This is a genomic window from Amycolatopsis lurida, assembly GCF_900105055.1.
Taxonomy (GTDB): domain Bacteria; phylum Actinomycetota; class Actinomycetes; order Mycobacteriales; family Pseudonocardiaceae; genus Amycolatopsis; species Amycolatopsis lurida.
In genome coordinates this window covers 5,036,968-5,055,593 of sequence record NZ_FNTA01000004.1, presented here as the reverse complement: position 1 = coordinate 5,055,593, position 18,626 = coordinate 5,036,968, and the positions used below count along the sequence as shown (strand labels likewise).

Annotated in this window: 19 protein-coding genes; 6 read left to right on the top strand and 13 right to left on the bottom strand. The window is 67.8% G+C overall.

Annotated elements, in window-relative coordinates; genetic code table 11:
- Positions 1–52: 52 nt before the first annotated feature.
- From BLW75_RS29305 to BLW75_RS29290, 4 genes are all read right to left on the bottom strand, one after another.
- Positions 53–1,402 carry a cryptochrome/photolyase family protein gene (locus tag BLW75_RS29305; protein WP_034308579.1) on the bottom strand — a complete coding sequence of 450 codons (1,350 nt, stop codon included), beginning with the start codon at positions 1,400–1,402 and terminating at the stop codon, positions 53–55.
- A 111-nt stretch (positions 1,403–1,513) separates the two neighbouring features.
- Positions 1,514–2,830, bottom strand: a complete 1,317-nt coding sequence (locus BLW75_RS29300) for a citrate synthase (protein ID WP_091598543.1) — start codon at positions 2,828–2,830, stop codon at positions 1,514–1,516.
- Positions 2,831–3,022: 192 nt separating this feature from the next.
- Complete coding sequence (locus tag BLW75_RS29295; protein ID WP_034308577.1) at positions 3,023–3,964, bottom strand: carbohydrate kinase family protein; 942 nt, start codon at positions 3,962–3,964, stop codon at positions 3,023–3,025.
- 48 nt (positions 3,965–4,012) lie between these two features.
- On the bottom strand, positions 4,013–4,597 hold the full coding sequence (locus BLW75_RS29290; protein ID WP_034308575.1) for a TetR/AcrR family transcriptional regulator: 585 nt from the start codon (positions 4,595–4,597) through the stop codon (positions 4,013–4,015).
- Positions 4,598–4,700: 103 nt separating this feature from the next.
- Here BLW75_RS29290 and BLW75_RS29285 point away from each other — a divergent pair, with 103 nt between their 5' ends.
- Both BLW75_RS29285 and BLW75_RS29280 read left to right on the top strand, forming a co-directional pair.
- Complete coding sequence (locus BLW75_RS29285; RefSeq protein ID WP_034308573.1) at positions 4,701–5,846, top strand: acyl-CoA dehydrogenase family protein; 1,146 nt, start codon at positions 4,701–4,703, stop codon at positions 5,844–5,846.
- A gap of 73 nt (positions 5,847–5,919) precedes the next feature.
- Positions 5,920–6,537, top strand: coding sequence for a Uma2 family endonuclease (locus BLW75_RS29280; protein WP_091598541.1), 618 nt, complete (start codon positions 5,920–5,922; stop codon positions 6,535–6,537).
- Between the two features lie 4 nt (positions 6,538–6,541).
- Here the strand turns inward: BLW75_RS29280 and BLW75_RS29275 are convergent, their stop codons facing one another.
- From BLW75_RS29275 to BLW75_RS29260, 4 genes are all read right to left on the bottom strand, one after another.
- Positions 6,542–7,120, bottom strand: coding sequence for a hypothetical protein (locus tag BLW75_RS29275; RefSeq protein WP_034308568.1), 579 nt, complete (start codon positions 7,118–7,120; stop codon positions 6,542–6,544).
- Between the two features lie 68 nt (positions 7,121–7,188).
- Complete coding sequence (locus tag BLW75_RS29270; protein WP_034308567.1) at positions 7,189–8,418, bottom strand: amidohydrolase; 1,230 nt, start codon at positions 8,416–8,418, stop codon at positions 7,189–7,191.
- An 11-nt stretch (positions 8,419–8,429) separates the two neighbouring features.
- Positions 8,430–8,915, bottom strand: a complete 486-nt coding sequence (locus tag BLW75_RS29265) for a GNAT family N-acetyltransferase (protein ID WP_034308712.1) — start codon at positions 8,913–8,915, stop codon at positions 8,430–8,432.
- The gene (locus BLW75_RS29260) at positions 8,915–9,820 is read right to left on the bottom strand and encodes an aldose 1-epimerase family protein (protein ID WP_034308565.1); all 906 of its coding nucleotides are present in this window, start codon (positions 9,818–9,820) and stop codon (positions 8,915–8,917) included. Before BLW75_RS29260 ends, BLW75_RS29265 begins: the two co-directional genes overlap by 1 nt.
- A 52-nt stretch (positions 9,821–9,872) precedes the next feature.
- On the opposite strand from BLW75_RS29260, the gene BLW75_RS29255 reads away from it, so the two are divergent.
- On the top strand, positions 9,873–11,381 hold the full coding sequence (locus BLW75_RS29255) for a fatty acyl-CoA synthetase (RefSeq protein WP_034308562.1): 1,509 nt from the start codon (positions 9,873–9,875) through the stop codon (positions 11,379–11,381).
- On the opposite strand, the gene BLW75_RS29250 is transcribed toward BLW75_RS29255, so the two are convergent.
- Complete coding sequence (locus BLW75_RS29250; RefSeq protein ID WP_143055366.1) at positions 11,326–12,102, bottom strand: nucleotidyltransferase family protein; 777 nt, start codon at positions 12,100–12,102, stop codon at positions 11,326–11,328. The two genes, BLW75_RS29255 and BLW75_RS29250, sit on opposite strands and share 56 nt — an antisense overlap.
- Positions 12,099–12,815: a helix-turn-helix domain-containing protein gene (locus BLW75_RS29245; RefSeq protein WP_091598535.1), complete on the bottom strand. Its 717-nt coding sequence runs from the start codon at positions 12,813–12,815 to the stop codon at positions 12,099–12,101. Before BLW75_RS29245 ends, BLW75_RS29250 begins: the two co-directional genes overlap by 4 nt.
- Positions 12,816–12,936: 121 nt before the next feature.
- On the opposite strand from BLW75_RS29245, the gene BLW75_RS29240 reads away from it, so the two are divergent.
- From BLW75_RS29240 to BLW75_RS29230, 3 genes are read left to right on the top strand one after another with little or no spacing between them, the layout of a single operon-like run.
- Positions 12,937–13,500, top strand: coding sequence for a TetR/AcrR family transcriptional regulator (locus tag BLW75_RS29240; RefSeq protein WP_034308558.1), 564 nt, complete (start codon positions 12,937–12,939; stop codon positions 13,498–13,500).
- On the top strand, positions 13,500–14,330 hold the full coding sequence (locus BLW75_RS29235) for an MBL fold metallo-hydrolase (RefSeq protein ID WP_034308555.1): 831 nt from the start codon (positions 13,500–13,502) through the stop codon (positions 14,328–14,330). Before BLW75_RS29240 ends, BLW75_RS29235 begins: the two co-directional genes overlap by 1 nt.
- Positions 14,327–15,154 carry an MBL fold metallo-hydrolase gene (locus tag BLW75_RS29230; RefSeq protein WP_034308553.1) on the top strand — a complete coding sequence of 276 codons (828 nt, stop codon included), beginning with the start codon at positions 14,327–14,329 and terminating at the stop codon, positions 15,152–15,154. The genes BLW75_RS29235 and BLW75_RS29230 overlap by 4 nt, the downstream gene beginning before the upstream one ends.
- Positions 15,155–15,245: 91 nt before the next feature.
- On the opposite strand, the gene BLW75_RS29225 is transcribed toward BLW75_RS29230, so the two are convergent.
- The 3 genes from BLW75_RS29225 to BLW75_RS29215 all read right to left on the bottom strand — a co-directional run bounded on the left by BLW75_RS29225 (position 15,246) and on the right by BLW75_RS29215 (position 18,619).
- Entirely contained in the window at positions 15,246–16,631 is a 1,386-nt protein-coding gene (locus BLW75_RS29225; protein WP_034308550.1) for an APC family permease, read from the bottom strand.
- A 95-nt stretch (positions 16,632–16,726) separates the two neighbouring features.
- Positions 16,727–17,311 carry a DUF3558 family protein gene (locus tag BLW75_RS29220; protein WP_034308548.1) on the bottom strand — a complete coding sequence of 195 codons (585 nt, stop codon included), beginning with the start codon at positions 17,309–17,311 and terminating at the stop codon, positions 16,727–16,729.
- A 24-nt stretch (positions 17,312–17,335) separates the two neighbouring features.
- A complete protein-coding gene (locus BLW75_RS29215) occupies positions 17,336–18,619 on the bottom strand; it encodes an MFS transporter (RefSeq protein WP_034308546.1) in 1,284 nt (427 codons plus the stop codon).
- Positions 18,620–18,626 lie beyond the last annotated feature (7 nt).

Below are 18,626 nucleotides of genomic sequence, written 5' to 3'. Positions count from 1 at the left end.
GTTTCGCGCGTGAAGGCCCCCTTCCCTCGGCTGAGCCGAGGGAAGGGGGCCTTCACGGACCTTTGATGGCGCCGTAGCGCTCCAGCGCGACCTGACGTTCGTGGGCGTGGTCGACCATGGGGGCGGGGTAACCCTTGACGTCCTTCGGTTTGTGCACGGCTTTGCCTTGCACCGAGCGGAGTTCGGGGACGTAACGGCGGACATAGTCGCCGGCGGGGTCGAACTTCTCCCCCTGCGTGGTCGGGTTGAAGATCCGGAAGTACGGCGCGGCGTCGGTGCCGCTGCCCGCCACCCACTGCCAGTTCAGCTGATTCGACGCGAGGTCGCCGTCGACCAGATGCTTCATGAAATGCCGCGCGCCGAGCCACCACGGCAGATGCAGGTCCTTGACCAGGAAACTCGCGACGATCATCCGGACGCGGTTGTGCATCCAGCCCTCGGCGAGCAGCTGCCGCATCCCCGCGTCGACGATGGGGAACCCGGTGCGTCCCTCGCACCACCGCCGGAAAGCCTCTTCGTCGCTCTCGTGTTCCATGGCGTCGAAGCGGGAATCGTAGTTCTTCCGCGCGGTTTCGGGACGGTGCCAAAGGACGTCGGCGTGGAACTCGCGCCAGGCGAACTCGCCGCGCAGCGCCTTGGCGCCGGATCCCTCGTTCCCGGCGAGGTCGGCCAGCAGGGTGCGGGGGTGGACGCAACCCCAGCGCAGATACGGCGAAAGCCTTGTCGTGCCGGGACGATCCGGCCGGTCACGATCTTCGTCGTAGGTTTCGAGCCCGTCGTCCAGGAACTCGTGCCAGCGTTCGAGCGCCGCCCGCTCACCGGGCTCCGGCAGCTCCATTCCCTTGAGCGACGGGGATTTCGGGAGCTTGACCGAACGTGGCGGCTCCACCCAGTCCACAATGGACTTACCGGTGTCCGCCGGCCGCGGCCAGCCGTGGCGCACCCACGCGCGGTAGAACGGGGTGAAGACGCGATAGGGGTCGCCGTCGGGTTTGCTGATGCGGCCTGGGGTGATCGCGTACGGAGAACCCGTCTCCACCCACGCGATGTCGTGCTCCGCCAACGCCTTCTTGACCTCGTCGTCGCGGCGGCGGCCGTACGGGCCGGTGTCCGCGCTGACGTGCACCGCCGCGGCGCCGATGTCGCGCGCGGCCTTGACGACCTGCTCGGCCGGGTCGCCCTTGACGAGCATCAGCCGTCCGCCGAGCTGATCGTCCAGCGCCTTCAGGCAGCCGTGCAGGAACGCGACGCGCGGGGCGCCGGAGGGCTTGAGGAGCGCGTCGTCGAGGACGTATAGCGCGAGGACGTGCTTACTGTGCTTCGAAGCCTCCAGCAGGGCGGCGTGGTCTCCGAGCCGGAGGTCGCGGCGGAACCACAGCACTACAGGGGCTTCTCTGGTCACCGGGAAACCCTAAACGCCCTCGCCTCCCCCTGCATGCCCGGATGCGATGAAGGACGCTTTCATAGCGAATTCTGCTATGAAAGCGTCCTTCATCGCATTTGAGAGGGGAGGTCAGCGCTCCGAGATGGGCGCGTAGTCCCGCGACGCGTAGCCGGTGTAGATCTGCCGCGGGCGGCCGATCTTGGTCGCCGGGTCCTGGATCATCTCGCGCCAGTGCGCGATCCAGCCCGGCAGGCGGCCGAGCGCGAAGAGCACGGTGAAGTACTTGGTCGGGAAGCCGAGCGCCCGGTAGATCAAACCGGTGTAGAAGTCGACGTTCGGGTACAGCTTCCGCTCGATGAAGTAGTCGTCCGAGAGCGCGGTCTCTTCCAGCTTCTTCGCGATGTCGAGCAGCTGGTCGCCGCCCTTGAGCTTGGAGAGGATCTCGTCCGCGGTGTTCTTGATGATCTTCGCGCGCGGGTCGTAGTTCTTGTAGACCCGGTGCCCGAAGCCCATCAGGCGGACACCCTTTTCCTTGTTCTTCACGCGGGTGACGAAGTTCGCGACGTCGCCGCCCTCGGCCTGGATGCCCTCGAGCATGTCCAGGACCGCGCTGTTGGCGCCACCGTGCAGCGGGCCGAAGAGCGCGTTGATACCGGCCGAGATCGAGGCGAACAGGTTCGCCTCGGAGGAGCCGACGAGGCGCACGGTCGAGGTCGAGCAGTTCTGCTCGTGGTCGGCGTGCAGGATGAACAGCAGGTCGAGCGCCTTGGCGACGTCCGGGTCGACCTCGTAGGGCTCGGCCGGGAAGCCGAAGGTCATCCGCAGGAAGTTCTCGACGAGGCCGAGCGAGTTGTCCGGGTACAGCAGCGGCTGGCCGACGGACTTCTTGTACGCGTACGCGGCCAGGGTCGGGACCTTGGCCAGCAGGCGGATGGTGGACAGCTCCACGTTCGCTTCGTCGAACGGGTTGAGCGAGTCCTGGTAGAAGGTCGACAGCGCGGATACGGCGCTGGAGAGCACCGGCATCGGGTGCGCGTCGCGCGGGAAGCCGCTGAAGAAGGCCTTGAGGTCCTCGTGCAGCAGGGTGTGCCGCTGGATCTTCCCGGTGAACTCCTCCAGCTGGGCCTGAGTCGGCAGCTCGCCGTAGATGAGCAGGTACGAGACCTCGATGAAGGTCGACTTCTCGGCCAGCTGCTCGATCGGGTACCCGCGGTAGCGCAGAATGCCGGCGTCACCGTCGATGTAGGTGATGGCCGAGGACGCGGCGCCGGTATTCACGAACCCCGGGTCGTGGGTGATGTACCCGGTCGTCGCCAGCAGCTTCCCCAGCTCGATCCCAGGCGCGCCCTCGACCGGGTGGATCACCTTGAACTCGTGCTCGCCGTTGGGCAGGCGCAGCGTCGCGGTCTCGCCGGACTGCCCCGCAGCCGTCGTCGCGTCGGACATGTAAGTCCCTCTCACGTTCAGCACGGGCCGGCGGCGCCTGTAGGTTCCACAGGTACGCCCTCTTTCACGCGCGTGACCCACGGCCTCGCTGCACACCGCCCCGCTGGGGTATGAATTCCCCTCTACGCTAGTCGAGAATGGGGTCAACGCGCAGCGGGTGAGTTGCTCACAACAGCCCCTTTGGGACCAGGTTCACACGGCGGATGCCATATCGCCCGCCGTCGGCGGTTCGGCCCCGCTCCGCGAGACGGTGATCGACGCCGCTTTCGCCGCGAATTCGAGCGCCGCACGCCAGCCGACGGCGTTGAGAGTGGACAAGTCACGCACCCCGTTCGAGTACAGCCACGCCAGCAGGGCGCCCTGCACGGTGTCGCCGGCGCCGATGGTGTCGACGACGTCGACCCGGCGTGACGGGACCTGCGCGATTTCGCCCGCTCGTGTGATGACGGACAACCCCTGCGCGCCCCTGGTGAGCACGACGGCATCGACTCCGCAAGAGGTCCAGACCTTTGCCGCGTCGACCGGGTCGGCGCCCTCGGTGAGCCATTCCGTGTCGTCGTCGGAGATCTTGAGCAGGCGGACATGCGGCAGCCAGGACTCGAACCTCGCCCGATAGGCCGCCGGATCGGTGATCAGCGCCGCACGGATGTTCGGATCGAGCACGGTCAGGACGCCTCGGGCGGATTCGCGGCGCAACACGGTTTCGTACGTGCTCGCGCCCGGCTCCAGGACCATGCCGAGGGTGCCGAGCGAGAGCGCCGTCACATCCTCCGGCAGCGGGCCGGGGTCGGCGACCAGCCGGTCCGCGGTGCCCTCGGTGTAGAAGGTGTACCGCGCGGAGCCCTTCTCGTCGAGCGCGACCACCGCGAGTGTCGTCGGCTCGTTTCCCCGCTGCAGCAAGGCGGTGTCGACACCGGAGGCGTGCAGCCGGTCCACCAGCGCGACCCCGAAGCGGTCGTTCGAGACGCGGGAGAGGAAGCCCGCCGGGACGCCGAGCCGCCCGGCGGCGAGCGCGACGTTGTAGGGACCACCACCCATCCGGGGCAGCAGCGCGCGCAACCCACCGTCCACAGTGGAATCCAACGGGGCACCGGGAACGAGGTCGACCAGCGCCTCTCCACCTACGACGATCACGGGCGCGATGCTAGCCGAGACGGTGGTGAGACCACCAGAATTGTCATTTCAGGACATTTTGGGCTCAAGGCCACCGAGAAGGACTTCCGACAAAGCGGTGAACGCTTCGGCGTCGGTCACCCCTGCGCGCTGACCGATGACACCGGTCTGGATTCCCTCGATGATCAGTCCCGCCATTTCCGCGATCAGCCGCGCGTGCACCTCACGGAAAACACCGTCGGTGACGCCGCGATCGATGAACGACCGGATCCGGCCGGCCGCGACCCGGCTGTTGAGCTGATACGCGTCCCGCGCCGGCGCGAATTCGGCGATGTCGGTCATGAAAGCGGCCGAAGCGCGATTCAGGTACTCGGAGATCCCGGCGAGGTACTCCCCGAGGATCTTGCGGGCGTCGTCGATCCCGTCGATCCGCTCCTCCAGCAACTCGGCGGCGCCCTTGAAAAAGTGGGTGACGACCTTGACCGCGAGCTGCTCCTTACTGGGCGCCAGCGCGTAGAGGGTCGACTTCGAGCAGTGGAGCCTGGCGGCCAGGTCGTCCAGCGTGAACTGGGAGAACCCTTCGGCGAGGAAGACCGCTTCAAGTTCCGAGAGCAGTGCTCTCTGACGCGCGGTGGGCTGGCGGCGCGAGGTCATCGGATCACTATCCCCTACGCGAACGGTGTCCCCCCAACGCCATCTACTGTACGCTGAATCAACCCACAGTACTGTTTTTAGTACAGCTCAGCTCGGAGGAGCCATGCCGGCGGACCGTCTGCTGCCCAGTACCGAGGCCCAGGATTTGATCGACCTGGCCAAGGAGATCGCGCGCGAGGAGCTCGCCCCGATCGCGAGCAAGTACGAGGAGACGGCGCACTTCCCGCGCGAGCAGTTCCGGCTGCTGGGGCAGGCCGGGCTGCTCGGCCTGCCGTACTCGGAACGCTGGGGCGGCGGCGAGCTGCCGTACGAGGTGTATCTGCAGGTCCTGGAGGAGATCGCGGCCGCGTGGATGTCGGTCGGCGTCGGGCTCTCCGTGCACACGATGTCCTGCTTCGCGCTGGCGCACCACGGCACCGACGAACAGCGCGACCGCTGGCTGCCCTCGATGCTGGAAGGCGGTCTGCTGGGCGCGTACGCGCTCTCGGAGACCCACGCCGGCTCCGACGCGGCCGCCCTCTCGACCCGCGCGCGGCTCGACGGCGACCAGTACGTCGTGAACGGCACAAAGGCGTGGATCACCCATGCGGGTGAGGCCGACTTCTACACGACCATGGTGCGCACCAGCGACGACGGCGGTCAGGGCATCTCCTGCCTGCTCGTCGACGCGGCGACGCCGGGCCTGTCGGCCGCGCCGCCCGAGCGGAAGATGGGCCTCACCGGGTCGACCACGGCACAGCTGATGTTCGAGGACGCCGCCGTCGACGCCGATCGGCGGGTCGGCGAAGAGGGCCAGGGGCTGAAGATCGCGCTGTCGTCGCTCAGCTCCGGACGGCTGGGCATCGCCGCTTGCGCCGTCGGGCTCGCGCAGGCCGCCCTGGACGAGGCGCTCGAGTACGCGAAGGGCCGCACGCAGTTCGGGCGGCCGATCATCGAGTTCCAGGGCCTGGAATTCCTGCTCGCCGACATGGCCGCGACCGTCGAGACGTCGCGCGCGATGTACCTCGACGCCGCCCGCCGCCACGACCGCGGGCTGCCGTTCCAGCGGCAGGCGTCGATCGCGAAGCTCGTCGCGACCGACGGCGCGATGAAGGTGACCACCGACGCCGTACAGGTCCTCGGTGGCGCCGGGTACACGAAGGACTTCCCGGTGGAGCGGTACATGCGGGAGGCGAAGGTGCCGCAGATCTTCGAGGGCACGAACCAGATCCAGCGCATGGTGATCGCGCGAGAACTCCGGAAAGGCTGACACTCCGCGCTGACATGATCACCGATGGTCATCCCGTGGCCGTGAGACACTGTGGAAGACGTGAGGAGACGCTGTGACAGCCCTTCCCCATTCCACGACCGGCTCGCACGGTGAATCAGGGTGGGCCGTCCCGGATCACCTGCTGTCGGTCGCGGAGTACGCGGCGCTCGGTGAGCCCGATTCCGGATTCACCGAGCTCGTGGAAGGCCGCCTCGTCATGTCGCCGAGCCCCAAGAGGAGACACAACAAGGCGCTGTACGCCTTGGCGAGGCAGCTGGAATCCCAGCTGCCCGACCATCTCGAATTCGTCCAGGACATCGATGTCGATCTAGGGCTGGTTCCACCCGGAGAGCCGGGTTTCGCCAGGCGACCGGATCTGATCATCGCCCTTCGCGAGGCGGGCGAACGGATCGACGAAGACGACACGATGTACCACGCGGACGACGTCGTCGTGGTGGTCGAGATCGTGTCACCGGGCTCGAAGCGCACCGACTACGTGACCAAACACGGTGAGTACGCCGACGCGGGGATCCCGCACTACTGGATCGTCGATCTCAGCGAGCCCGTCTCGCTTGTCGCGTGCCACCAAGCGGGCGAACTCGGCTACCAGGACGCTCCGGCCATGACGGGCGAATTCGCCGCCGCCGAGCCGTTTCCGGTGAAACTGGAGCTCGATCGGCTTCTGACATAGCCGCTCAGTGCCCTGTCGGGCCGAACTGCTGCGGCGGTTGCTGCGGGCGGCCGCCCTGCGGCGGGTACGGCTGCTGATACTGCTGAACGGCCTGCGGCGGAGGGCCGGGCCGCTGCTGCGGTGGCGGGTACTGCTGAATCGCCTGGTTCGCGTACGGCCGCGGGTTTCCTTGCTGCGGCGGAAATCCCGGCTGTGCCTGTCCTTGCCACTGGGGCTGACCCTGCCACTGGGGCTGCGCTTGCCATTGCGGCTGCCCACCTTGCGGCGCCGTCACACCGGCCCGCGACGCGCGACGCTTCCTGCGGATCAGCATCGTCGCGCCCAGCCCGGTCAGCCCGGCCCCGACCCCGCCCACCCACAGGCCATGGTTTCGAAAGGCCCTCTCGCGGGTTTCGGCGCCCTTCTTCATCTGGTCGTAGGTCTCCGTGCGGACGGTGCGACCGTTCTTGGTGGTCTCGCAGACGTCGCCGTACGACATGAGCCTGCCGTCGCATTTGATGGCGCTCGAGTCTTCGGTCGCCCACAACAGGCAGACACCCAAGAAGCCGAAGCCGATGACCAGGACGAGAACCCAGCGCTTCATGTGTTACACACCCTCCCCAGTGTGTCACACATGAGAGCACAGGTAGGTCCGTTCTGGCAAGGCCGGAGTCAGCTTTCGCGGTACCGGCGTTCCTCGGTGACGCCGACGCCGGTCTCCTCGTCGAAGTGGTAGACCTCGCGCCCGCGCACGAACACGCGCATGGCCCGGTTCATCACGTCCAGCGGGTCACCCGACCAGATGACCACGTCGGCGTCGAGGCCGGGCTTCAGCGCGCCGACCTGGTCGTCGAGGTCCAGCATCGCGGCCGGGTTGACGGTCAGCGCCTTCAGCGCGGTCTCGGGGTCGAGGCCGTCCTTCACCGACAGCGCCGCTTGGTACACCAGGAAGTTGATCGGCACGACCGGGTGGTCCGTGGTGATCGCGATCCGCACGCCCGCCCTGGCGAGGATGCCAGGGGCACGCAGGGTGCGGTTGCGCAGCTCCACTTTGGACTTGGTGGTGAACAGCGGGCCGAGGATCACCGGCACGTCCCGCTCGGCGAGCAGGTCCGCGATCAGGTGCCCTTCGGTGCCGTGGTTGATCACCAGCTTGTAGCCGAACTCGTCGGCCAGCCGGATCGCGGTCACCATGTCGTCGGCGCGGTGGACGTGCTGGTCCCAGTACAGCTCGCCGTCGAGGACCTTGGCCAGCGTCTCCTTGGTCAGGTCGACGTCGAACGGCTTGCCCTCGCCGGCGGCGTGGTCGCGCTGGGCGGCGTAGTTGCGCGCGGCGGTGAACGCGTCGCGGATGGTCGACGCGACGCCCAGCCTGGTCGACGGCGTCTGCTTCTTCTCGCCGTAAACCCGCTTCGGGTTTTCGCCGAGCGCGCTCTTCACGCTGACGCCCTCGGCGAAGATCATGTCGAGCACGGTCCGGCCCCAGGTCTTGACGCCGATCGTCTGCCCGCCGATGGGGTTCCCGGAGCCGGGCTTGATGACGACACTGGTGACGCCGCCCGCGAGCGCGTCGTCGAAGCCGGGCTCGTACGGGTCGATGCCGTCGATCGCCCGGAATCGCGCGCCGTTGGGATCGGTCATCTCGTTCGTGTCGTTCCCCGACCAGCCTTCGCCGTCTTCGTGGACGCCGAGGTGGGCGTGCGCGTCGATGAACCCGGGCAGCACCCAGCTGCCCGCGGCGTCGATCAGCTCGGCGTCGTCGGGGACGTCGACGTCGGCGTCCGTGCCGACCGCGGCGATCTTCCCGTTCTCGATGAGGACCGTGCCGCCTTCGATGGGATCACCGTCGACCGGGACGACGTAACCACCGACGATGGCCTTGACCTGTGCTTTGTCAGACATACTTTGACACGCTAACGAACTGGGCCGCCGGTCCGCACGCGGGGCTTTTCGAAGTGGACCAGTTCGTAGTGCTTCTCGGGCGTGCGGTGCGTCTCGACGTAGCCGAGCTTCCGGTACATCCGCAGCGGACCGGCGCTCCGCTCCCCGGTGAACAGGCGGAACACGGTCACCGAGGGCGGCGCGGCCGCCTCGGCGGCGAGCAGCAACGAGCTGCCGAGGCCGTGTCCCTGCCGGTCCGGAGCCACGATGAGCCTGCCGACGAGACCGGCCTCGCCGTCCACGACCATCCGGACGCTCGCCACCAGCCGTCCGGATTCCCTGATGCCCCAGGCGAAACAAGCGGGGTCGCCCAGGGCGTCCTTGGCCTGGTCGAAGGTCTCCAGCAGCGGTGGGAGGTCGAGGTTCTCGTGCTCCCTGGCCTCCGGGACGTACGCCGCACGTTGCAGCGTGAGCACTTCACCCGCGTCCACGGGGCCGAGCCGGAGCGGCGCCTCCATCAGCGCACCCGGATTCCCCAGCTCCCGGTCCACGACGACGCGGGCTCCAGGTCGATCAGGTCGGTGCCGGTGTTGAGCGCGTCGGCGGGGCAGGTCATCGGCTCGATCGCCACCGCCCGGCCGCGGCCGACCAGGTCGTCCGGGGTGAACACCTGCGCCCAGCGGAAGTCGGGCCCGGCCCAGACCAGCAGCTCCCGCTCCCCGTGCGAGAGGACGTGGTGGTGGTTGCCGTCCTCGGCGACACTCAGTCCGCCGAACGCCGTGTCGAGATCGACGCCTTCGAGCACCTTGCCGGACCGGAAGTCGTACTCGGTCCCCTCGACGTCCTGCTCGTCGGCGTACGGCATCTGCTCGTCGCCGCGATACGGGCGGACCCGGCTCGCGGGCAGCGTCAGGGTCAGCTCGTCGGTGGGCACGTCGCCGATGCGGAAGTAAGGGTGCGTGCCGAGCCCGACGCCGATCGGGCTCTCACCCTCGTTGCGGATCTCGTGCGTCACGACCAGTTCGCGCGGCGCGATCTCGTAGGTGATCGTCGCGCGCAGCGGCACCGGCCAGCCCTCCTGCGCCGGAACGTCGATGGCCAGCGTGATCGACGACTCCGCGTGCTCGAGAAGCTCCCACTCCTCGTGCCGGGTCAGGCCGTGGATCGCGTTGCCGCGCGCCGCCTCGGTGATGGGGAGCTGTTGTTTCTCACCCTGGTGTACCCACTGGCCGCCCTTGGTGCGGTTCGGCCAGGGCAGCAGCACCTGCCCGGCGCCCTTCGGCGGCTTCTCGTCCTCGGCGAACGCCTCGACGTAGGGCACTCCGCCGACCTCGAACGCGCGCAACCCGGCACCGATCTCGGTGACGACGGCGCGCGCGTTGCCGCGGGTGATCTCGAACTGCTCTCCGGTGGGATTGGCCATGCCGACGAGGTTACTGTGGGAATGCCAGGCCCGGACGAAGGAGACCGCCGCGATGACCGTTCCCGGCTACCCCAGCACCGTCGGCCGCGTCCTGGAGCGGAGCGCGCGCCGCGTCCCGGACCGGGTCGCCCTCACGTTCGCCGATCGCGTGTGGACCTACGCGGAACTCGACCGCGCGGCGGGCCGGGTCGCGGCGAAACTGCTCGGCCGCGGGCTCGTCCACGGTGACCGCGTCGCGGCCTTCGGCAAGAACTCCGACGCATACCTGTTGCTGTACCTCGGTTGCGCGCGGGCCGGGCTGGTGCACGTGCCGGTGAACTTCAACGCGCGCGGTGAAGAACTCGAGTACCTGCTCACGCAGTCCGAGCCCGCCGTCGCCTTCGTCGACCCCTCGCTGGCCGGGTACGTCGATGTCGATCACGTGTCCACACTGGACGTTCTGGACTGGGCGCTGGACGAAACCGTCGCGCCGCACGACGAGTTCGGGGTCGCGGACGAAGACCTCGTCCAGCTGCTCTACACGTCCGGGACGACCTCGCGGCCGAAGGGCGCGATGCTCACCCACCGCGCACTGGTGCACGAGTATTCGTCCTGTATCGCGGCGCTCGACCTGAGTGACCGTGACGTGCCACTGCACGCGCTGCCGCTGTACCACTCGGCCCAGATGCACGTCTTCCTCATGCCGGGCCTGGCCGTCGGCGCGACGAACCATCTCGTCGAGTCGCCCGACCTCGTCGACATCTTCGCGCGGATTCCCCGCCAGGGCATCACTTCCCTGTTCTTCCCGCCGACCGTCTGGGTGGGACTCGCGAACCATCCCGGTCTCGTGGACGCGGATCTGAGTTGCCTCACCAAGGCTTATTACGGCGCGTCGATCATGCCGGTCCCGGTCCTGAAAGCACTGCGCTCGCGACTGCCGGAAGTCGGTTTCTACAACTGCTTCGGCCAGTCGGAGATCGGTCCACTCGCGACGGTGCTGCGGCCGGAAGAGCACGATGCGCGGCCGGATTCCGTCGGCCGCCCGGTCCTCTTCGTCGAGACACGAGTGGTGGACGCCGAGCTGAACGACCTTCCGCCGGGCGAGCTCGGCGAGGTCGTGTACCGCTCTCCCCAGCTGTGCACCGGCTACTGGGGCAAACCCGAGGAGTCGGTGGAGGCGTTCGCGGGTGGCTGGTTCCACTCCGGTGACCTGGTGCGCCAGGACGAGGAGGGTTACCTGTTCGTCGTCGACCGGATCAAGGACGTCGTCAACACCGGTGGCGTCCTGGTCGCGTCGCGCGAGGTGGAAGACGCGCTGTACGCGCATCCCGCCGTCGCGGAAGTCGCCGTCGTCGGCCTGCCGCACGAACGCTGGATCGAGGCGATCTCGGCGGTCGTCGTGGCGAAGGAGCCCGTCGAGGAAGCGGAACTGATCGAGTTCGCCAAGAAGTCGCTGGCGGCGCACAAGGTGCCGAAGTCGGTGCACTTCGTCGGCGAACTGCCGAAGAACGCGTCCGGGAAACTGCTCAAACGCGAGCTGCGGCAACAGTTCGGCGGGTCAGCGTCCGCGATCGGTGTCTAGGGTTTCGCAGGTTCGCGCATGATCTCCCACGCGTTGAAGCCGTCTTCGGCGTGAGGCGAGCCGAGGCTGAGCCAACTTGGATGCCGAGGATCGTCAAGGCAGTCGACCAGACATCCGAACCGAGGCGTGATCGGCGGCTCCCCAGGGAAGAGCGCGTCCGGATCGTCCACGAGCGAGGCCAAGAACGCGATATGACCACCAAAGCGGCGGCCAATCCCGGCAAATATAAGGTCGCCGCCTTCCCTCCATAGGTCGCCGTGAGTGGCCGCGCATCGTCGAGCGCGGTCTTGCCACCTGGGATCGACACGATCTTTCCGGCCGGTGTCCGGAGCCTCGGGGCGGCACGGGCACCGAGTTTGTCCGGCGCGAGGATGTCGACCACCATGCCGGTTCCCGGGTGAAGGTAACGATGGGCCTTACCGTCCGCGCTGACACCGTCGACTTCGTAGCCCAGCTTCTTGAGCACCGCATGGGCGCGTGGGAACGCGTCAAGTGTGAACCGAACGTCGAAGAGCAGATCGATGTCCTTCGTCACGCGAGGGATCGAGCGATCGGCCAGCAGCCCGTGCAAGATGACCATCTGCCCGCCGATCATGACCCAGGGCGCGGGCAACCTGTCGGCGAGGTCGAACATCGCGGGCCAGACGACTCGGTCACTCTCGCCCTGCAACGGCGGCAGAGCCAGTGTTCCCAGACCTGCCCGCGGCGCGGAATCGATCATCCGCCGAGCTTATGCACCTCGCCCAAACGAATGAGAAGTTGTTGCGCCGCAAGGACAGAACGCTCATCTCCGGCGTCGAGCAGGTCCGCCGCGACAGCCGCCGGGATCGCAAGGCCGCCTGCTCCCGGCGGACGCAGGACACCGGGCAAGGCAGGAACGCGAATCACCGCGTTGGGTTCCGGGCTGTTCAGGCGCAGCCGCCGTGACCGCGCGAGTTCGTCGAACCGGGCGGCGTCCACGTAGAACTCTTCATCGGCGCTGCCCGCCATCAGGTCGGCGCCGTGACGCCCCGCGGCGACAGGACCGCTGACGACGGCCTGCGGATCGTCCCGTAGACGAGCGAGCGGTCCGGCCAGCATTCGTACGCGGTGCACGCGCGCGCGACCGGAGAGCAGGCGAGGCCATTGAGCGGGCACGTACTCCCGCGCGTAGCGCTTGAGCCGGACCCGTTCCGACGGCGAGATCCACGACGGCTCGTAGCCGCTTAACGACCACAGGAGGCCCCAGGCCATCCGCGCGGAGAGCGGCCGGCCGGCAGCGGGCTTCACCACGCTTTTCCGATGCTCGACCGACCGGGCGTCGACCAGCAGTTCACGGCCTATCCGGATCGCGTCAAGACCGCCACCGTGCACGAGTTCGCGGACGCGCTCTCGCGAGATCTCCAGAGCTCGCGCTGCCTGCGCGACCGGGAGCAACTGGGCCGAATCGACCATGTCCGCCCCTTCGATCGCCGATCGGTTCGCACCAAGTTTACACAAACATTCGTATATGAGAAGGTTTGTGTAAATCGATCTTACTAGACCGGTCGTCATAGTTTGAGCTACAGTCGGCCGCATGGTCCGCCGCACCGACACCCGGCAGCGCATGCTCGACTCCGCCGCCGAGCTCTTCCACCAGCAGGGTTACCACGCCACCGGTCTCAACCAGCTCGTCGCCGCCGTCGGCGCGCCCAAGGGATCGCTCTACTTCCACTTCCCCGGCGGCAAGGAACAGCTGGCCGCCGAGGCCATCCGCCAATCGGCCGACCGGCTCTGCGCTCAGTTGCGCACGATCGCCGCGAACGCACCCGACGTCGTCACCGGGATCGAGAACGTAGTCGAGGCGCTGGCGACCTCGCTGGAGAAGTCGGATTTCCAGCGCGGTTGCCCGCTCGCGACGGTCGCGCTCGACGCGTCGGGTGACAGCGAGGCGATCCGTCAGGCCTGCGCCGACGGCTACAAGTCCTGGCACACCGTCATCGCCGACGCGCTCGGCACCGACAAGGCGGACCACCTGGCCACCGTCGTGCTCGCCGCCATCGAGGGCGGTTTGCTGCTGGCCAAGACATTGCACGACACCGCGCCGCTGCGCGCGATCGCCCCTCACCTCCGTGCCACCCTCGAACGGGAGCTGCCCTGATGCGTGTCCATCACCTGAACTGCGGAACCATGCGGCCGATCGGCGGCAAACTCATCGACGGCAGGCCCGGCCTGTTCCGTCGCGCCGAACTGATCTGCCACTGTCTTCTGCTGGAGACCGACACCGGGCTCGTGCTCGTCGAGACCGGCGTCGGAACGCCGACCGTCACCCGTCCGGTCGAATGGCTCGGCGCCGGTTTCGTCCGGCTGGTCCATCCCGACAGCGACGACGACCTCAGCGCCACCACCCAGATCCGCAAACTCGGCTTCGACCCGGCCGACGTGCGCGACATCGTGCTCACCCACCTCGACCTCGACCACGCGGGCGGGCTCGTCGACTTCCCGCGGGCCCGGGTCCACGTCCACGATCGCGAGCTCCAGGCACTGGAGAAGCCGATCGACCGCAAGGAGGCGAGCCGCTATCGGAAGGTCCAGTTCAGCCACGGTCCATTGTGGAGGTCGTACCGCGCCGACGGCGAGCCGTGGTTCGGTTTCGACGCCGTCCGCGAACTCGAAGGTGTCCCGGACGTCCTGATCATCCCTCTCGCCGGGCACACCCGCGGGCACGCCGGCGTCGCGGTCGACACGGGTGACGGCTGGCTCCTCAACGCCGGTGACGCCGTCTTCCACGGCGGCGAACTGGAGCGAAAGCCGCACATCCCTCCGGCCTTGGGCTTCTTCGAGTCGTACATGCAGACGGAGAAGACCGCACGACTGGACAACCAGCGCCGGCTGCGCGAACTTGTCAGTAACAACGGTGACGAAGTGACGGTCTTCGCCGCGCACGACGCCACCGCATTCGAACGGCTCAGCCAGAGGAGCAGGCTATGAAGGTGCACCACCTGAACTGCGGCACGATGCGCGCACCGGGCGGCAAGCTGCTCGACGGCCAGCCCGGCCTGCTGCGCCGCTCGGAACTGGTGGCGCACTGCCTGCTCATCGAGACCGGCGACGGACTCGTACTGGTGGACACCGGTTTCGGCCGCAAGGGCGTCGAGAATCCCGGTGCGTGGCTCGGCACGCCGTTCACGATCATGGTCGGCGCGAAACCGGTCGAGACGGAGACCGCGGCGCACCACGTCGAAGCGCTCGGCCACAAGCTCGAAGACGTCCGGCACATCATCTGCACGCACCTCGACGTCGATCACGCGGGAGGGCTCGCGGATTTCCCGAACGCCGTCGTCCACGTCCGCACCGCGGAGCACGACGCGGCGACCTCACCGGCCAACCAGAGTGAGAAGCTGCGATTCCGTGCCAACCAGTTCGCCCACCGTCCACTGTGGAGCATGTACGACGAGGCCGGGGACGACTGGTTCGGCTTCCAGGCCGTCCGCGAGCTGAAGGGCCTGCCGCCGGAGATCCTGCTGGTACCGCTCGCGGGGCACACCAAGGGCCACACCGGGGTGGCCGTCGACACCGGCGACGGCTGGCTGTTGCACGCCGGCGACGCGTACTTCTTCCACGGCCAGATGGATCCGGTGAAGCCACACTGCCCGCCGGGGATGACCGCGTTCCAGAACATGGTGCAGACCCTGCGCAAACCGCGGCTGGAGAACGTCGAGCGGCTGCGGGAGCTGAGCCGAGAACACGCCGACGAGGTCACCGTGTTCTCGGCCCACAGCCCGGTGGAGTACCAGTCGCTCAGCCGGGGTTGATCTAGCTCGGTGACGTGTCGCGAAGGGGACTTTCCCCGCATCCGATGCGGCGAAAGTCCCCTTCACGACACTCGAAACCGCCCGATCAGGGTCAGCCGACCGGCGGCTCGAGGGGCTGCCGGTCCTCTTCCTTGTGCGTGGCCCGCATGACGAGCCAGTTGATCCCCCACAGCACGATGCCGACGCCGAGCAGGATCGCGGCGACCTTGTAGTCGCGCGCGGGCCGCCCGGACAGCGGCGTCACCAGGTAGAGACAGAAGATCGCGGCCAGCACCGGGATGATCGTCGGCGCGCGGAAATGCTGGTGCGCCGCCTTCTCCTTGCGCAGTACCAGGACGGCGACGTTGACGATGGCGAACACCGCCAGCAGGAGCAACGCCGTCGTGCCGCCGAGCACACTGATGTCCACAAAGGACACGAGGCCGATGGCGATGACACTGGTGAACACGATCGCCACCCACGGGCTGCGGCGGAACGGGTGCACGGTGCCCAGCTGCTTCGGGATGATCCGCTGGTTCGCCATCCCGTAAAGCAGGCGGCTGGCCATCAGCATGTTGATCAGCGCCGAGTTGATGACCGCGAAGAGACCGATCGCGGAGAAGATCTCGCGCGGGAACCCGGGGGCCCCGACGTCGAGCACCTTCAGCAGCGCGCTGCTCTTGGCCGCCTCCAGTTCGTCGGCGGGAACCAGCAGCGAAGAGGTCACGGAGACCAGGATGTAGATGGTCGCGGCGATGACCATGCCCCACAGCATCGCCTTCGGGAAGATCCGGATCGGGTCCTTGCACTCCTCGGCCATGTTCACCGAGTCCTCGAAACCGACCATCGCGAAGAACGCCAGCGACGTCGCCGAGGTGATCGCCACCAGCATCGTCTGGTTCTCGGTGTCGAACTCGACCAGCCGCGACGCGTCCCCGCTGCCGTTCAGCACCGCCCACACGCCGACCCCGATGATGATCAGCAGACCGCCGATCTCGATGCAGGTCAGCACCACGTTGGTCTTCACCGATTCGGAGACCCCGCGGAAGTTGATCAGCGCGAGCCCGATCACGAAGAGAATCGCCACCAGCGGCATCGGCGCGGTGATGAATTCCTTGAGGTAGGTGTCACCGAAGGCCTTCGCCGCCGACGAGGCCGACGTGATCCCCGAGCACATCACCGCGAACGCCACCATGAAGGTGAGGAAGCGGAGTTTGAACGCCTTGTGCGTGTAGAGCGCGGCCCCTGCCGCCTGCGGGTACTTGCCGACCAGTTCCAGGTAGCTGAACGCGGTCATGATCGCGACCACGAACGCGATAAGGAAAGGAAGCCAAAGCGCGCCGCCCACCCGGCCGGCGACCTGTCCGGTGAGCGCGTAGACGCCCGTCCCGATGATGTCCCCCACCACGAAGAACAGCAGGAGTTTGGAACCCATCACCCGCTTGAGGCTCGGTTGGCCGGCCGGGCCGGCCTGTTCTGTTGTCGTCGTGTCCGCCATGCGGCAAGAGTGTGCCGTATCACGTCTGGGGCCGACAGTCCGGTTTGGTCAGTTCTTCGTCACGGGTTGACGAAGCACGCCTTTGGGTAATTCCCTCAGTTGGCGTCGACCGCGGTCTTCACCAGCGGAAGCATCATGTCCTGCGTCATCTTCAGCGGTCCGGTGTAGTTGACCAGCACCGGGACGTTGTCCACGAGTTCGGCCGACGCGAGCGTCGCGGTCTTGTTCTCGTCGGTGTAGTAGATGGCACCGTCGCCGACACCGGCGACGTCCTTCGCGTTCTGCTTGGCCTTCTTCAGCGCGGCGACCATCTCGGCGGGCTTGATCTTGTTGCCTTCGAAGCGGGTCACCGCGAGCGCGCCGATCTGCTTGCCGGCGGCCGAGTAGACGCAGCTCTTGGCCTTGCCGCCGTTGGCGGCGTTGTCCTGCACCGGACCCGGCGCCGACGTCACGCCCTGGATCGAGACCGCCTTGCCCACGGCCTCGGCGGGCAGCAGCGCGCAGGGCTCCTTCGCGGCGGCGCCACCGGAGGGAGCGGCCGAGGAACTCGGCGCGGCGGAAGGAGCGGGAGCCTGGCTCGACGGCTTGGCCGCGTTGTCCGTCTTCTCGTCCCCGGACGAACAGGCGGAAAGGGTCGCGATGACAGCGGCGAACAGGATGATCGCCCGTGAAATACGCATGGGCCCGACGATAGACCGAACGGCTCAGTCCACCGGGGCCCGGTACCGCCAGAACGACGGGATGAGCAGCGCCGCGCCGATGACCAGCACGATGACCAGCACTCCGCCACCGGAGGCCGCGGCGGCCGTGCCGACACCGGCGGCGGCCCAGCCGTGGGTGAGGTCGGCGATCCGCGGGCCGCCCGCGACGACGACGGTGAACACGCCCTGCAGCCGTCCGCGCATCTCGTCGGTGGTGGCGAGCTGGAGGATCGACATGCGGTAGATCGCGCTGACCATGTCGGCGGCGCCGGCGAGCGCCATGAAGAACACCGCGAGCCACAGCGAGTTCGCGAGCCCGAAACCGGCGACGGCGGCACCCCAGACACAGATCGAGACGATCACGCCGACACCCTGTTTGCGGATCCTGGTCAACCAGCCGGAGAAGAGACCGATCAGCATCGCGCCCGCGGGGAGCGCGGCGTACAGCCAGCCCAGCGCCGGGCCGCCGCCGGGCGGGTCGCCGAAGGTGCGCTCCGCCATCTCCGGGATCAGCGCGCGCGGCATGCCCGCGACCATCGCGATGATGTCGACGAGGAACGAGGCCAGCAGGATCTTCTGTGTCGCCAGGTATTTGAAGCCGTCGATGATGTCGCGGAGGCCGGCCCGCCGCGCGATCTCGCCGAGCGGCGGGATCGGAGGGAGTTTGTAGACCGCGATGAGGGTCAAGGTCAGTGCGATGACGTCGATCAGATAGAGCGTCGAGAGGCCGAGGATCGGGATCAGCGAACCGGCGAGCAGCGGGCCGAAGACCGCGCCGAAGGTGGACATCGTGCTGCTCAGCGCGGTCGCGGGCGCGATCAGGTTGTCGGGGACCAGCCGGGCGACGACGGCGCCGCGGGTCGGCATGTTGATCGCGAAGAACGCCTGATTGACCGCGAGCAGGCCCAGGACCAGCCAGACCGAGCCGATGTTCAGGAACGCCTGGAGCCACAGGACCGCCGAGGTGACGGTGACCCCGACGTTGGTGACGAGCAGGAGTTTGCGGCGGTCGACGGCGTCCGCGATCGCTCCGCCCCAGAGACCGAAGACGAGCAGCGGGACGAGCGCGACCAGACCGGTCAGGCCGACGTAGGCCGACGAGCCGGTGAGGTCGAAGACCTGTTTGGGGACCGCGACGGCGGTGAGCTGGCTGCCGACGGCGGTGACCGCGGTGGACAGCCACAGACGGCGGAACGCGGGGATCTTGAGCGGCCGGGTGTCGACGACGATCGAGCCGAACAGCTTGCGGACACCTTTGCGCTGGTCAACCCCCACGTCGTCACTCACAACCAGA